Annotated in this window: 10 protein-coding genes and 1 pseudogene; 7 read left to right on the forward strand and 4 right to left on the reverse strand. The window is 63.2% G+C overall.

Going from position 1 to position 14,575, the window contains the following annotated elements:
* Positions 1-2: 2 nt before the first annotated feature.
* The 3 genes and pseudogenes from AC3A5N_RS11980 to AC3A5N_RS11990 all read left to right on the forward strand — a co-directional run bounded on the left by AC3A5N_RS11980 (position 3) and on the right by AC3A5N_RS11990 (position 3,420).
* The gene (locus tag AC3A5N_RS11980) at positions 3-296 is read left to right on the forward strand and encodes a glutathione S-transferase N-terminal domain-containing protein (protein WP_487737551.1); all 294 of its coding nucleotides are present in this window, start codon (positions 3-5) and stop codon (positions 294-296) included.
* A 368-nt stretch (positions 297-664) separates the two neighbouring features.
* A pseudogene (locus tag AC3A5N_RS11985) lies at positions 665-1,117 on the forward strand (DUF1993 family protein).
* A 437-nt stretch (positions 1,118-1,554) separates the two neighbouring features.
* Positions 1,555-3,420, forward strand: a complete 1,866-nt coding sequence (locus tag AC3A5N_RS11990) for an ABC-F family ATP-binding cassette domain-containing protein (protein ID WP_487737552.1) — start codon at positions 1,555-1,557, stop codon at positions 3,418-3,420.
* 116 nt (positions 3,421-3,536) lie between these two features.
* On the opposite strand, the gene AC3A5N_RS11995 is transcribed toward AC3A5N_RS11990, so the two are convergent.
* Complete coding sequence (locus AC3A5N_RS11995) at positions 3,537-3,707, reverse strand: hypothetical protein (protein ID WP_487737553.1); 171 nt, start codon at positions 3,705-3,707, stop codon at positions 3,537-3,539.
* A 4-nt stretch (positions 3,708-3,711) separates the two neighbouring features.
* On the opposite strand from AC3A5N_RS11995, the gene AC3A5N_RS12000 reads away from it, so the two are divergent.
* Positions 3,712-4,719: a hypothetical protein gene (locus AC3A5N_RS12000; protein WP_487737554.1), complete on the forward strand. Its 1,008-nt coding sequence runs from the start codon at positions 3,712-3,714 to the stop codon at positions 4,717-4,719.
* Between the two features lie 157 nt (positions 4,720-4,876).
* Here the strand turns inward: AC3A5N_RS12000 and kduI are convergent, their stop codons facing one another.
* The 3 genes from kduI to AC3A5N_RS12015 are packed head-to-tail and all read right to left on the reverse strand — an operon-like array spanning position 4,877 to position 8,047.
* The gene (gene kduI, locus AC3A5N_RS12005) at positions 4,877-5,710 is read right to left on the reverse strand and encodes a 5-dehydro-4-deoxy-D-glucuronate isomerase (RefSeq protein WP_487737555.1); all 834 of its coding nucleotides are present in this window, start codon (positions 5,708-5,710) and stop codon (positions 4,877-4,879) included.
* Positions 5,711-5,765: 55 nt separating this feature from the next.
* The gene (locus tag AC3A5N_RS12010) at positions 5,766-6,737 is read right to left on the reverse strand and encodes a DUF4861 family protein (RefSeq protein ID WP_487737556.1); all 972 of its coding nucleotides are present in this window, start codon (positions 6,735-6,737) and stop codon (positions 5,766-5,768) included.
* Positions 6,734-8,047: an MFS transporter gene (locus AC3A5N_RS12015; protein WP_487737701.1), complete on the reverse strand. Its 1,314-nt coding sequence runs from the start codon at positions 8,045-8,047 to the stop codon at positions 6,734-6,736. The genes AC3A5N_RS12010 and AC3A5N_RS12015 overlap by 4 nt, the downstream gene beginning before the upstream one ends.
* Before the next feature lie 272 nt (positions 8,048-8,319).
* On the opposite strand from AC3A5N_RS12015, the gene AC3A5N_RS12020 reads away from it, so the two are divergent.
* The 3 genes from AC3A5N_RS12020 (at position 8,320) to AC3A5N_RS12030 (ending at position 14,274) form a co-directional block, all read left to right on the forward strand.
* Positions 8,320-9,099 carry a FadR/GntR family transcriptional regulator gene (locus AC3A5N_RS12020; RefSeq protein WP_487737557.1) on the forward strand — a complete coding sequence of 260 codons (780 nt, stop codon included), beginning with the start codon at positions 8,320-8,322 and terminating at the stop codon, positions 9,097-9,099.
* Between the two features lie 123 nt (positions 9,100-9,222).
* Positions 9,223-12,042 carry a TonB-dependent receptor gene (locus AC3A5N_RS12025; protein WP_487737558.1) on the forward strand — a complete coding sequence of 940 codons (2,820 nt, stop codon included), beginning with the start codon at positions 9,223-9,225 and terminating at the stop codon, positions 12,040-12,042.
* A 78-nt stretch (positions 12,043-12,120) separates the two neighbouring features.
* Positions 12,121-14,274: a CehA/McbA family metallohydrolase domain-containing protein gene (locus tag AC3A5N_RS12030; RefSeq protein ID WP_487737559.1), complete on the forward strand. Its 2,154-nt coding sequence runs from the start codon at positions 12,121-12,123 to the stop codon at positions 14,272-14,274.
* Positions 14,275-14,575 lie beyond the last annotated feature (301 nt).

Consider the following 14,575-nt stretch of genomic DNA (forward strand, 5'->3'; position numbering starts at 1 on the left):
AGATGAAACTGCTTTACCAAACGCACTCGCCCTTCGCTCGCAAGGCGCTTGTCTTTGCCCATGAGGCCGGGCTGGCGAACCAAATCCACGTCGAGCATCAAGAGACGAGCCCCACACGAAGCAATCCGGCCGTCTTCGATGAGAACCCCCTCGGCAAGGTGCCGGTCCTGTTACGGGCCGGTCAGGAGCCGATCTTCGATTCGAATGTCATCTGCGCCTTTCTCGACACGCTCCATCACGGCCCGAAGCTGATCCCCTTACAAGGCGAGGAGCGCTGGGCGCGCTCTGCGCTTTGAGGCGGCTGCGCAAGGCCTCGCCGATTCAGGCATCTCCCTTCGGTGGGAGCTGGTTCGGCGCCCCGAGGCGCTGCGCTATCAGCCTCTCGCCGACGGATACGCGCTCAAACTCACTTGCACTTATGCCTGGCTCGACCGGCAGATCGATGTCGAGGAACCAGTGAACATCGGTTCGATCGCTTTGGCCACGGCTCTCGATTGGCTTGAGTTTCGGCATCTCCCTTCGTTCCGCAATTACCCCAGGCTGAGTGTGTGGCTCGATCGTTTTACGCAGCGTTCTTCGATGCTTGCGACGCCTCTAGCCGGTGAAACGCAGGACTGAAAGCTTGCGACGGAGGGACGCCGAAGGCGAGGGCGGAGACATAGTGATGGCGCAGCGGCTCGCGCCCGACATGTTCCCGCTCTCGGCGCAGGTGCGTTTCGCGTGCTTTCAAGCTATCGAGGGCGTCTACCGCCTGCGCGGCGAGGACGTGCCCAGGAAGCACTTCGACTTCGCACCGAAAGTCTAGGCGCAGGGAGCGGCGGGACTCGTTGGACGATGCTCACGCTTGCCTCGGACAGACACTGTCTTTTCTGGGCCAACGAGGCGATGCGCTGCGGACGTAGATGATACGCCCGTGTCGCCGGAATTGCCGAACGGCATGGTCTTCGACATGACTGTGCAGCAATACGCGCGCGATTGGCTGCTTCCGCAGTTCTATTTCCACTTGACGATGGCTTACGCGATTCTGCGCAACCGCGGTGTTGAGCTCGGGAAGGCCGACCTTGTTGCGCACGTGCTCGCCTACCTTCGAGCAGGAACTGAACCTGCGGAGCGGTAGATCGCTCGCGGAACGTCGCAGAAGAATACTTGGAACTGTGCGCCGCGCGGGCTCGCACACAGGCACTCTGCCCTACCGCCTTATGCGCCTTATTTGATGCACCATGCTTCTAGCGCGGGCCCCAGTCGTCATTCTTACGGCAAGGCCCGCGAGCACTGTGCCCATGACCATCGCTGGACTACAAGCCAGGAGGGGCGCTGAAGCAGGAACGACGCGAGCGAACCTGCGATGACGGCAATGACGGCGTTTAGCGCGAGGCCAATGCCGATTTGCGTCGACCCCAGCACGAGCGACTGGACTAAGACGCTTCAAAGAGAGCCGGGCCACGCTCGAGCTGATCCTCTCGAAGCTGTAGCCGGGTCGCCGCCAGAGAAGGCGCGCCACCTGGCCAGATGAATGCGGTTGGGGCGTGCCCGCTGTGCTGCTACGGCGCGCGCATGCTGGCAATCAATGACATTACCGTGCGGCTTGGCGGCCGCACCATCCTCGACCGCGCAAGCGCCGCGATTCCGCCGGGCGGAAAAGTCGGCCTGATCGGCCGCAATGGCGCGGGCAAGTCCACCTTGATGAAGGTGATCGTCGGTCAGCTCGAACCCGACGAGGGCGGGACCGAGATGCCGCGCCGTACCCGGTTGGGCTATATCGCACAGGACGCCCCGAGCGGTTCGACCACGCCGGAACAGGCAGTGCTGGCGGCCGATGTCGAACGCGCCCGATTGCTCGAAGAATCGGAGACCTGCGTCGACCCCGACCGGCTTGGCGACATTCACGATCGGCTGCTCGCGATCGATGCCTATAGCGCGCCGTCGCGTGCAGGCCGGATCTTGACCGGCCTGGGATTCGACGAAGCGATGCAGGGCCAGCCGCTCGACAGCTTTTCCGGTGGCTGGCGCATGCGCGTGGCGCTGGCGGCGCTGCTGTTTTCCGCGCCTGACGTGCTGCTGCTCGACGAACCGTCGAACCACCTCGATCTCGAAGCTACCTTGTGGCTCGAGAACTTCCTCAAGTCCTACCCTGCGACGATGGTCGTTATCAGCCACGAACGCGACCTGCTGAATAATGTCGTAGACCATATCCTCCACCTTCAGGGCGGCAAGCTGACGCTCTATCCGGGAAGTTATGACAGCTTCGAGCGCCAACGGGCGGAACGCGCGGCGCAGCTTTCCGCGGCCAAGGCCTCTCAGGATGCGCAGCGCGCCCGGCTTCAGGATTATGTCGCGCGCAACAGCGCCCGCGCGTCGACCGCCAAGCAGGCGCAGTCGCGCGCCAAGATGCTGGCAAAGATGCAGCCGATCGCCGCCCTGATCGACGATCCCTCGCTGAGCTTCAATTTCCCCGATCCCGGCGAATTGAGGCCGCCGCTGATTTCGCTGGATCTTGCCGCGGTGGGCTATGCGGCCGATGCGCCGGTGTTGCGGCGGCTCAATTTGCGGATCGACCCCGACGACCGGATCGCCCTGCTGGGCCGCAACGGCAACGGCAAGACCACACTTGCCCGCCTGCTGGCTGCGCAGCTTCCCGCGATGGAAGGGGCCATGAATGCGTCCGCCAAGATGAAGGTGGGCTATTTCACCCAATATCAGGTGGAGGAACTGGCCACGGATGCCACTCCGCTGGAGCATATGACCCGCGTGATGGAAGGCAAACCGCCCCGCGAGGTTCGCGAACAACTGGGGCGCTTCGGCTTTTCCGGTAATCGCGCGACCACCGATGTCGGGCGGCTGTCCGGCGGCGAGCGCGCCAGGCTGGCGCTGGCGCTGATCACCCGCGATGCACCGCACATGCTGATCCTCGACGAGCCGACCAACCACCTCGATGTCGATGCGCGCGAGGCGCTGGTCCAGGCGCTCAACGACTACTCGGGCGCCGTGATCCTGATCAGCCACGATCGCCACATGGTGGAACTGACCGCCGACCGGTTGGTGCTGATCGATGACGGCACGGCCAAGGACTATGCCGGAAGCATGGAGGACTATATCGATTTCGTGCTGGGCCGGAACCAGCCCAGGAAGGGTCCGAGCGCCAAACCCGCGAAGACGGGCCGCAAGGGCTCTAACAAGGCGCGCAAAGAGGCACGCTCCATCAATTCAGAGGTCGCAGCGGTCGAGAAATCCATCGCCAGGCTTCAGACTGAATGTTCCGAAATCGACCAGGCGATAAACGAACCCGCGAAATCTCCGCCTCATCTGGCCGGCAAGACTGTGAACGACCTGGTGGTGCAAAGGGCGCAGGTGGCAAGCGCACTGGAAAAGCTCGAAGCTGAATGGTTGGCGCTGGGTGAGCAGCTTGAGCGCACGGTGTAAGTTCCGGTCTTTTGGGCGGAAGAAGATCAGGCAGATGGTTTCCTATCAGCTCTCCAAGGCCCACTGGCCGTTCGGGTTTGGTCTCGTTGAAGGCGATTGTGTCCTTTTGAACAGCATCACAATCGTGGGCCGAGAAGGAAGCGGCCCATTTGCTCTCCCTTCTTCAGCTGGATGTCCCGATTCGCAAAAGCCCACTCTGACATCGTGCCGCTACGCGTCGGATTGACCACGCCGTGCCACGCTCCGCCAATGCTTCCGACGATGGTGGCGCCGGCGAGCAGCATCACGAATATGCCATGGACACGCGCATCGTATCCCGCGATCGACGGCGCGGGCACCATCGAGCCGGCCGAACGCCGCGCGTGGCTGCAGGCCGCGCTCTGGCTGTCGCAAATACCGCGCGCAGGCTCGGTGCAGCGGCTCGATCCCTCCTTCGACTTCGCGCTGGCCCTGCTCGACGGAAGCACTCGCACCGATGCGATCGGCTTCTTGCCGCTGGATAGCGGCATAAACGCAGCCGCCTTCGGCCGTGCCCGGCAGACCGAGTGGGACGATTTCCGCTATAGCGCGCTGATCGTCACCGGGATCGGACCGGAGCTGGAGGACATGCCGCTCAGCCCCTGCGGCAAGTACCATCTTCGCCTTGCGGCACAGCAGTTCGCTCTCGGTGAGGCGCCGTTCATCATCGTCAGTGGCGGCCGTGCCCAGCCGCGCGCACCAACGTGCGCTGGACCGGGACGCTACCCTATGTCGCTATGGAGGCGTACGACCGGATCCGTGTGCATGCGACAGGTGCGGCAACTTGCTGCGGCGGACCGTGACACGAACTTTGCCGAGCAGACCTGTGCGTACGACGTGTTCCGCCTCGGCCATTACATCGGCGACGGCGCAAACCCGATGCACAATTCGATCCATTCGGACGGCTGGCGTGGCGATAATCCCAATGGGTTCACGATAGATCGGGGCGTCCACGGGAGGTTCGAAGGCCGCTTTGTCGAAGGTATCGAACTCGCGCCCTCCGACATCCTTCCGCGGATCGGCGCTCCTGCCCGGTCGGAGGGTGATATGTTCGATCTCGTGCTCGCCTACCTCGACGAATCCGGGGACAAGGTCGAGGAGGTCTACGGGCTGGAACAGCGCAACGGCTTCTCGGATTTCGCTGATCCAGATGTTCGGGCGATGGTCTATGAGCGCACCGCGGCCGGGGCTGCGATGCTGCGAGACACGCTGTGCCGCGCATGGGGCAGAAAGCGCCAACCCGCCGGCCGAAGTGACGCCTTCCCCGATCGACTTCGATAATCCTGCATTCAACCCTGCGACAGGATCAGCACCCGCAGCGCCGCGCTGACGCGGCCTTCAGGCGGCGGGCTTCGCACGCGGCGGATTGGCCCGCTCTGGGTGGTCAAAAAAATCCCCTCCCGAAGGAGGGGCAGGGTGGGAGGTTGGGGCGGACGAGCTAGCCGGCGCCGAGCATGTCCATATCGGTATAATCTTGGTTCTCACCGGCCATGGCCCAGATGAAGGCATAGGCTTTGGTGCCCACGCCCATGTGGATCGACCATGGTGGAGAGATCACGGCTTCCTCGTTCGCCATGATGATGTGGCGCGCCGGTTCACGCTCGCCCATGAAATGAATCACCCGGTCGCCTTCCGGATCCTCGAGTTCGAAATAGAAATAGATCTCGGTGCGGCGGTCGTGGACATGGGGCGGCATCGTGTTCCACACGTTCCCCTCCTTGAGCACCGTCACGCCCATGACGAGCTGGGCGGAATCGCACACGCCGGGAATGACGAGCTGATGGATAGTGCGCTCGTTCGCCGCCGCGTGGCTGCCGCGATCGAGCGTGTTGCCGTCGCTCAACGCAAGTTTGCGCGTCGCGAAAGCCTGGTGGGCCGGGCAGGAGGCCAGATAGAAGCGCGCGCCGGGTCGCGAAAACTCGATCTCTTCGGCCCCTTTCGTCACGTAGAGGCATTCCTTGTTCGCCAGGACGAAGCGCTCACCGTCGACCGTAACCGCTCCTTCGGTCGAACCCACGTTGACGATCCCCAGTTCGCGCCGCTCGAGAAAGGGCTTGTTCTTCGACGTGGCGGGCGCCTGCTGGCGAGGCAACCGTACTGGATCGGACTCGACTAAAACGCCCCCGATCACGAAGCGTTCGGCGTGCGTATAGTTCAGGACGCATGCGCCCTTGCGAAACAGATTCTGGATCAGATAGCGATCGCGCAGTTCTTCGTTCGAGGCGCCCGCCATCATGTCCGGATGGGTGGCATAATAGGTCCGATCGAACATCAGGCAGTTTCCCGTTTTGTGAAAGGCATGATCGGAGAAAGCCGAAACGATGTGGCTACCGCACCGCCGGTCGCGGTGCGCTGAAGTCGAGCTTTTCTGCTGCGGCGTAGGCGTCCCACTTCTGGCGGGTGTCGAAGCCGCCGGCGCCCCGGCTCCACGCCGAACCAGAGTAGTAGACGAACGGGGTGCCCGGCATGACCCGCACGATCATCAGGTGGTTGTCCGCATCGTCGCGCACCTCGACGATCGTCGAAGGATCGACGCGCAGCGCGATCGCCATCCGGCCGTGGGTCTCGTTGTCTGGGCCCCACCAAGTCATCAGGCCCTTGGCGCGATCGACCGTCACCTCACCGCCATCCGGCCCGGTCGTGCGCCGGCCGATGCCGATGCCGACCAGCAGCGGTTCCTGGCGGTTCGACGAGAGCGTCGAGACCATTCGGGTGAAATGCGTGCCCAGCGCCAGCGTAAAGCGCCGTGTTTCGCTCACCTGACGATCGACACCGACCGGCCAGGGCGCGTAATCTACCTCGAAATCAGCCACGTCGGCGCCGCTCGCGTGCACACGGTGTGCGACATAGTTGCGCGAGGTCCACAGCTTGTTGTCGTGCCAGATGCCGAGGCCGCCAGCGCCCCGACCAGTGCCGACATTGTAGAAGTCCAGCCCCTCGCCGTGATAGGCGTGCTGGTCGCCGGTGCGCAGCTGGCGATCGGCGAAGGGCCACGGATATTGTTTGCCCCAGCTGTCGATGCCCGAACCCGAGGGCGGTTCGACCGCTTCGAGGGCATGGCCGTAGACGCGGTGCGCGGTGCGGTCGTTCTCCCACAATAGATCGTCGTAGCGATAGTCCGCCTGGACGACGACCGCGGCTGGCGCGCGGTCCGCCGGCGGTGTCAGCACCGGAGGCTTGGTCGTCATGACCGGTGGTGCTTGGTCCTGCGGCGGCGCGACGCTGGCGCAGCCCGTAGTGGCCGCGGTAGCGGCAATCAGGATGTGAGCGATCAGGGACGACCGAAGTGCCAGGTTCACGTAGCGTATCCCTCTTTGGCGGGTGAAGAATGGGGCACGATGGCGGGGGCGAGGCGCGGTGCCAGGATGTGCACGATCGCCAGCGCGATGACGTAGGTGAAGCCAATCACGACGAAGATGGAGGTGTAGCTGCCAGTCGTGTCCAGGACATAGCCCGCGTATTGCGACATCAGCATCCCGCCGATCGCGCCGGCCATGCCGCCGAAGCCGACCACCGACCCGATCGCCCGTCGCGGCATCGTATCGGACACGAGTGTAAACAGATTGGCGGACCATCCCTGATGCGCCGCGGCGGCAAGGCCGACGATCGCGACTGCGAGCCAGAGTTGATCCGCGCTGGCGGCGAAGCTTACCGGCAGCACACAGAGCGCGCAGACGAGCATCGCGATCTTGCGCCCCGCATTGACGCTCCAGCCGCGTTGAATCAGCGTAGAGGAAAGCCACCCGCCGCCGATGCTGCCGACGTCTGCTATCAGATAAATGGCGATGAGCGGCGGGCCGAACGTGCGCAGGTCGAGTCCATGGGTCTTGGCAAAGAAATCGGGTAGCCAGAACAGGAAGAACCACCAGATCGGATCGGTCATGAACTTGGCGATCGCGAAGGCCCAGGTCTGCCGAAGCGGCAGGATCGCGCGCCACCGTACGGGCCGATCATCCTCGGCCGGATCGCTGCGAATATGGGCGAGTTCGGCGGCGCCGAGCTGCTGCGACTTTTCAGGGGCACGGTAGACGGCGAGCCACATTGCCAACCAGACGAATCCCAGTGCGCCGGTGATGATGAACGCCGCCTCCCATCCCATCGCAAGAGCGATCGGGGGCACGACGAGCGGCGTCACGACCGCGCCGACGTTGGAGCCAGCGTTGAAGATGCCGGTCGCGAAGGCGCGTTCCTTCTTCGGAAACCATTCGGAAACCGCTTTGATCGCCGCGGGGAAGTTGGCCGCTTCGCCGAGGCCGAGGGCGATTCGAGCGATGGCGAAGCTTACGACGCTTCGACCGAACGCGTGTGCCATCGCAGCAAAACTCCAGATCACGATGGCGATGGCGAAACCGCGGCGCACCCCGACGCGGTCGAGAAGACGACCGGCCCCTACCAGACCCACCGCGTAGGCGACCTGAAACCAGAAGACGATGTTGGCGTAGTCGCGCTCGCTCCAGCCGAATTCGAGTTCCAGCGTCGGCTTGAGGATGCCGATGATCTGCCGGTCGACATAGTTGATCGTCGTAGCAAAGAAGAGGAGTGCACAAATTACCCAGCGTTGGTGACCGATGCGCGGCGTTGGTCCTGCTGTGGCTTCACGTTCAGACATGCTGCTCCTCTCCGGGATCGTTGGTGCTCGCCTCGTTCGCTGGAACCGCAGCCTGCATTCGATCAGCGACCAAAGAGCGGTCTCCACAACCACGACCTGGCAGCGCAGCTTTGTTCATGGCAGATTGCCTGCTCATACCCTCTCCCGCCCTTCTTTAATGACCAGGTTGTATGACGACATACAAGGTGTTGTCAAACGAGTTGGTTCGAGCTACCCATGCATCCTGCCGAGTAGTGGGGGCAAACTCCCTGAGTCGGCGTGGGAGTCGAGCAGTGAGTGTGTCTGACGGCAGCGCTGAAGAAGTACGGTTTGCGCGAAAGCGCCGGCCAACCCTGGTGGATGCGGCGTGCGAGCACATTCGGAGCAGCATTCATTCCGGCGCGCATGCCCCGGGCGAGCGGTTGCCGACCGAGGCGGAGTTCGGAGATGTGCTGGGCGTCAGCCGAACTGTCGTGCGGGAGGCCGTGGCCAGGTTGGCCGCCGAAGGACTCGTCGAGCCTCGCCACGGCAAGGGTGTTTTCGTCAGCGAAACGGCGAAATACCAGGCATTTCAGATCACACGCGATGAGCTGGACAGCCTCAGTGACGTCATCCAGCTGCTCGAGCTGCGCCTCTCGGTCGAAACCGAGATGGCGAGCCTCGCGGCGGAGCGCCGTGGTGAAGTCGACCTGATGAACATGCGGCGGCAGCTCAAGCTGCTCGCGAGCGCGAAGGGGGACATCGACGAATCGGTCAGGGCCGATGTCGAATTCCATCGGGCGATCGCGAAGGCCAGCAACAACATCTATTTCACCAAGCTCATCGATTTTCTCGGCGTGCGGCTAGTTCCGCCGCGCTCGCTCTATCTCCGCCAAAAGGAAATCCAGGCGAGTCAGAGCTACATCGCGACGATCAGCGCTGAGCATGAAGCGATACTGGATGCAGTGGTTGCCGGGGATCCTCAAGCCGCACGAATTGCGGCGCGGGCGCACATGAGTGAGAGCCTTCGGCGGCATCGTGAGCTGGAAAGCGCCGCGACCGTGGTCGATCGAGATCGTCGACGAAGCGACTGACCCCGCTTGCATCGCGGGCGTGCTGACGGGGCGCAGCTAGGATTTCAGGCACCTGAGAAATGAGGGATCGAGGGAGCTTTGTACGTAAAAAATATAGGTATGACATCATACAGGAGAGGATCTATGCAAGCCAAATGGCTCACATCCGCAGCGCTGGCTGCCATCGCGCTTCACTCGGTTGCGCCCGGGGCAGCAAAGGCGCAGACCGCATCTGCCCCGGCGAACGAGGCCGCCCAAGCGCAAGGCTCTAGCCTCCAGGGTGCTACCGCAGCGGACCGGGCAAACGACCCGGCGAGCGGCGGCCAGGAAATTGTGGTCACCGGCATTCGCGAAAGCCTTGCCCAGGCCGCTGAGATCAAGCGGGCTTCGACCAACGTGGTCGATTCGATCGTCGCTGAGGACATCGGCAAGCTTCCCGACCTGACCACCGCGTCCGCCTTGCAACGCGTGCCGGGCGTTCAGGTGGTGGTCGGCGGCAACAACGAGATCGTTGGCGTTCGCATCCGCGGCCTGACCGACATCGTCACGACCCTCAACGGCCGCGAGATCTTCACCGGGGTCGGCCGCGGCTTTGCCTTTCAGGACCTCCCCGCCGAAGCGCTTGCCGGCGTGGACGTGTATAAGTCGAGTTCCGCCGAGCGGGTCGAGGGCGGTGTCGGCGGCGGCATCAACATGCGGCTGCGGCGCGCGCTCGATTTCGACAAACTGACGATCTCCGGCAGTGCCCGCGCGACCTACGCGGCGGAAGCCGGTGCCGACAACCCGGTCAATCCCGCGATCAGCGGCCTGATCGCAAACCGCTGGACGACCGGGATCGGCGACATCGCGGCGATGCTAGGCGTGTCGTACCAGCGCAACGAATATGCCCGACCCAACGCCTGGAACGACTGGACGCGCAGTTCCGACGCCGCGCCGAACAGCACCGTGCCCGGCATTCAGACCCCAACCGGCTTCGCGGCGTCGAGCGAATACGGCACTTATGAACGGCCCCAGGCGAATTTCTCGGTCGAATGGGCGCCCGATAGTGAGACCAAATTCTATCTTGAAGGGCTTTTCGCAGGCTATCGCGCCAATGAATTTCAGGCGCGGCCGACGTTCCGCGCCTTCACCGGATCGTCGTTCGAACCCGTGGTGGGCGACCGGTGCGAGGAATTCGGCGTCGGCCCGGACGGTTACAATACCTCGGATATTCGCGGCCCGGAAAATCCCGATGGCGAGGGCACCATTCAGGAGCTTTGCAACGCGACCGGCTATACCGCGCGCGATATCGAATATTACACCGCGACGGTGGCCAATCGCGCCCGGACCGACCTGTTCCTGATCGCCACCGGCTTCGAAAAGGACATCGGCGCCCTCAATTGGAAGACCGATATCTCCTATGAGGTGTCCAAGAACGAAAACAACAGCTTCCGTGTCGATATCGGCAAGCGCATTGCCGAACTCATCCAGGTTCGCGACGTCGACCACGCCCCTCAGGCGACCATGCCCGGCAACCCGATGAACGATCCGGAAGGCCTGACTTTCACCAACGGCATGTCGGAAAATATCAACCGCAGCAAGGGCGCGCTGCTCGCGGTGGCGAGCGACTTCCGATACGATGTCGGCAGCTTTGTCGATTATGTCGAAGCGGGTGTCCGCGTCGCCCGGCGCGAGGCCAATTTCCAGCAATATCTCGGCGGCCCACCCGCACCCGGCGGCTCGTTCGTTACCCCGCTATCCGCAGCCGGACTGCCGTCGGACATTCTGGTGGAATCGCCCGGCATCCCGCAGATGAACCACGGCGCGCCCGTTCTCCAGATCGACCCCAACTATCTGCTGCAGGACAGCATCAAGAGCCAGTTGCGCGAATTTTACGGTATTTCCCCCGAAACCCCGGCGTTCGATCCCACGCGCGATTATGACGCCGAGGAGCGGAGCTACGCGGGCTATCTCCAGGTCCGCTATGAATTCCCACTGACCGACACGATCATGGTCGATGGCCTGATCGGGACGCGCGTGACCCGCACCGACCGCAGGATCGTCGGGGCGGGGCTGGTTACCGATCCCGAAACCGACGTCTCGGAAGTGGTGGTCGTGAACCGGTCCACCAGCGACACCGATTTCCTGCCGAATGCGAGCGCCCGGATTAACTTTGGCGGCGGCCTCCAGGCGCGCTTCAACTATTCGAAGACGCTGTCGCGGCCGAGCTTCGGGCAGCTCAACCCCGGCCTGAGCTATGTCGTATCCTATGTGAACACGATCCAGAATTCGGGGTCCGGCGGCAACCCTGACCTCAGGCCGCAAAAGGCAGACAGCTTCGACGCCTCCCTCGAATATTATTTCGGACAGAGCAATTACGTCTCCGCCGTCGCCTTCTACCGCGACATCAAGGATCGCGTGATTAACGGCACCGAGGTCCGCACGATCGACGGCTTGCAATATGTCATTTCGACGCCGCGCAACCTCGGCTCGGCCACGGTTAAGGGCATCGAACTGAGTGGGCAGCTGTTCCTCGATTTTCTGCCCGAGGGCCTCGACGGCTTAGGGGTTCTCGGTAACTTCACCATCGTCGACAGCGAGGCGACAACGCCGGGGGACCGGCTGGAAGGGCTGGAACTGCTCGGGGTGTCCAAATACAATTACAACGCCGGCCTGATTTATGAAAAATACGGCGTTTCGGCGCGCATCATCTACACCTATCGCTCGCAATATTATGATGGCGACATCACCAACGGCCTGTCGCTGCGGCCGATCGTCTATCCGGTCGGCCTCAACGGTATCCGCGCAGGCGGCCGGCTCGACTTCGGTCTCAATTACGACATCACCGACGCGATCACGATCAATCTCGCCGGCACGAACATCACCGGGCAGAAGACCTACTCGTTCGAAACGCGGGAGGATTTCGTTCGCGATGTGCGAAACGACGACACGACTTATTCGATCGGCGTTCGCTTCGATTTCTGACCACCGCCTTGCCCGCGCGCGCCGCCTCTGGAAGGGTCGCGCGCGAGCATCATCAATTTGCAAAACGGGAGAGTAGCTTTGCGATATCGTATCAAGGGGGCGTTCGTCGGACTTGCCTTTGCGACCATGGCCATGGGGGCCGGGTCCGCTCAGGCGCAGGCGCAACGCGCCGCCACGACGCTGATGGCGCCTGCCACGCCCCTTTCCGGTGACGTACGGGTCGATCGGGCGCAGGATAGCGTCGCCATCACCTGGCCGGCCGGTGCGGAAGGCGAGCGCGGCCAGCTCGTTCTGGCCCTTGCCAAGGATGAGCCGCTGATCCGCTCGCTCGGCATCGCCGACAAGACGATCCTCGCCGGTGTCGACCCAGCCGCCGTGGTCACCATCGGTACACGCGATCTCAAGCAGGGTTGGACCGTCTTCTTCGACAATCCCCGCAACCGCCCGTTCGACAGCTTCCCGCTCGAACTGAAGCGCGACGCGATCCGAGTTGAGCAGGCCGGCGGCTATACCAAGGTCATCGTCGACGGTGCGACAGCAGGCCCGTTCAGCGGCACTTACGAGTTCACTATCTACCCCGGGTCGCGCCTGATCCGGTCGGCGTTGGTCATGTCCACGGAGCGCGACGCCACCGCCTACACCTTCGATACCGGATTGAGTGTTGCAGAATCGGCCGATCTGCCGTGGCGCGCCATTGCCTATACCGATATGTCGGACGACCTAGCGCGCGCAACGGGCGATACCCTCGCGGAGCCTGCCGCTTCGCCAAAGGTAAGAGGGCGGATGATCATCGCCGAAGGTGCGGCCGGCGGCGCGCTCGCGCTGCTGCCGCCGCCGCATCAGTATTTCTATCCGGTGGATTACGCCAACAACGACCACAGCGTCTGGTACGGCAATGACTACCGCAATCTCGAGGGCCGCACGGGCTTCGGTGTCCGGCAGACGCTGGAGGGTGACCGTCGCTACGTGCCTTGGGTCAATGCGCCGCCCGGCACCGAGCAGGACATGGGCGTCTTTTACCTGCTCGACGACGGCGATGCCGCGAGCGCGACGAAAGCCGCCTTCGCCTATACGCGTGGCGACCGGTTCAAGTCGCTCCCCGGCCATCGCACCTTCACCAGCCATTACCATGTCGAACACGCGGTCGATTTCCTGAACCAGAAGCGTTTCCAGCAATCGACCGGAGTTCCGGCGGGGCTGGAGAAGCCGGAGTTCATCGACCGATTCAAGGCGATGAACGTCGAGATCGTCCATCTCGGCGAATTGCACCTGTCGAGGGAGGACCTCGACCGCGCGGGCGATCGGCTGACGCTCCTCAAGACCATCCACGACGAAACTGCGCGCCTTTCCGACGAGGAACTGCTGCTGCTGCCGGGCGAGGAGCCCAACGTCCATCTCGGCGGCCATTGGGTGAGCTTCTTTCCCAAGCCGGTTTACTGGACCCTTGATCGCGAGGCCGGGCAGCCCTTCGTTGAAACCGACCCGGAACTCGGCAAGGTCTATCACGTCGGATCGCCCGAGGACGTGCTGAAGCTGATGGAGGCCGAAGGCGGGCTGATGTGGACGGCCCATCCGCGGATCAAGGGATCGACCGGCTATCCCGACAAATACCGCGACCAGCCTTTCTTCAAGAGCGACCGTTATCTCGGCGGTGCGTGGAAGGCGATGCCGGCCGACTATTCGCGGGGCCGGCTAGGCTGGCGCGTGCTCGACCTGCTCGACGACATGAACAACTGGGCGGCCAAGCCCAGCGAGCGCAAGTTCACGCCTGGCGAGGTCGACGTGTTTCAGATTTCGGGCGACAGCGAACTCTACGCGCATATGAACATCAATTACCTTCGCCTGGAGGGGCCACTGCCGAGCTACGAAGCCGGCTGGCAGCCGGTCGTCGATGCGCTGCGCGACGGTGCTTTCTTCACCACCACGGGCGAGGTTCTGATCCCCAGCTTCACTGTCGACGGCGCCCAAAGCGGTGAAACGACCGCGCCGGGCAGCCAAGCCACGGTGCGCGCCACGATCGAATGGACCTTCCCACTGGCCTTCGCCGAGATCGTCAGCGGCGACGGGGCCCAGGTCTATCGCGAGCGGATCGATTTGACCGACCATGGTGTGTTCGGAACGGCGACGATTGCGAAAACGCTCGACCTCAGCGGCCGCAAATGGGCGCGGCTGGAGGTGTGGGACGTCGCTGCCAATGGCGCCTTCACGCAGCCGGTCTTCTTTGGCGAGTAGCCCATCACGCGTCGGCGCCGTAGGTCTGCCTAACAGGTTTTGCCTACGGCCCCCGCGTGACGGATTTAACGCGCCGCTTGCTCGAAGATCGCTTGTTGGGCAGGGACGCGCGCGACCGATCCTTTGGGCTTCCTGGTAAACGCGTTGGGCAAGAGCTTCTTCGCGGCAACGGATGCCCTCGATCGATGAGAGAGGGAGTGCTCGCTAGTGCTCTTCGCCAGTGCCGGCGGAACTCCCGGCCTGAATAAACGCGAGCTGCCCCTTTTGTGGATCGAGGGAGGCGAACCAATCCCCCAGATCG

It is taken from the genome of Pelagerythrobacter sp. Soil_C_18, assembly GCF_057657235.1.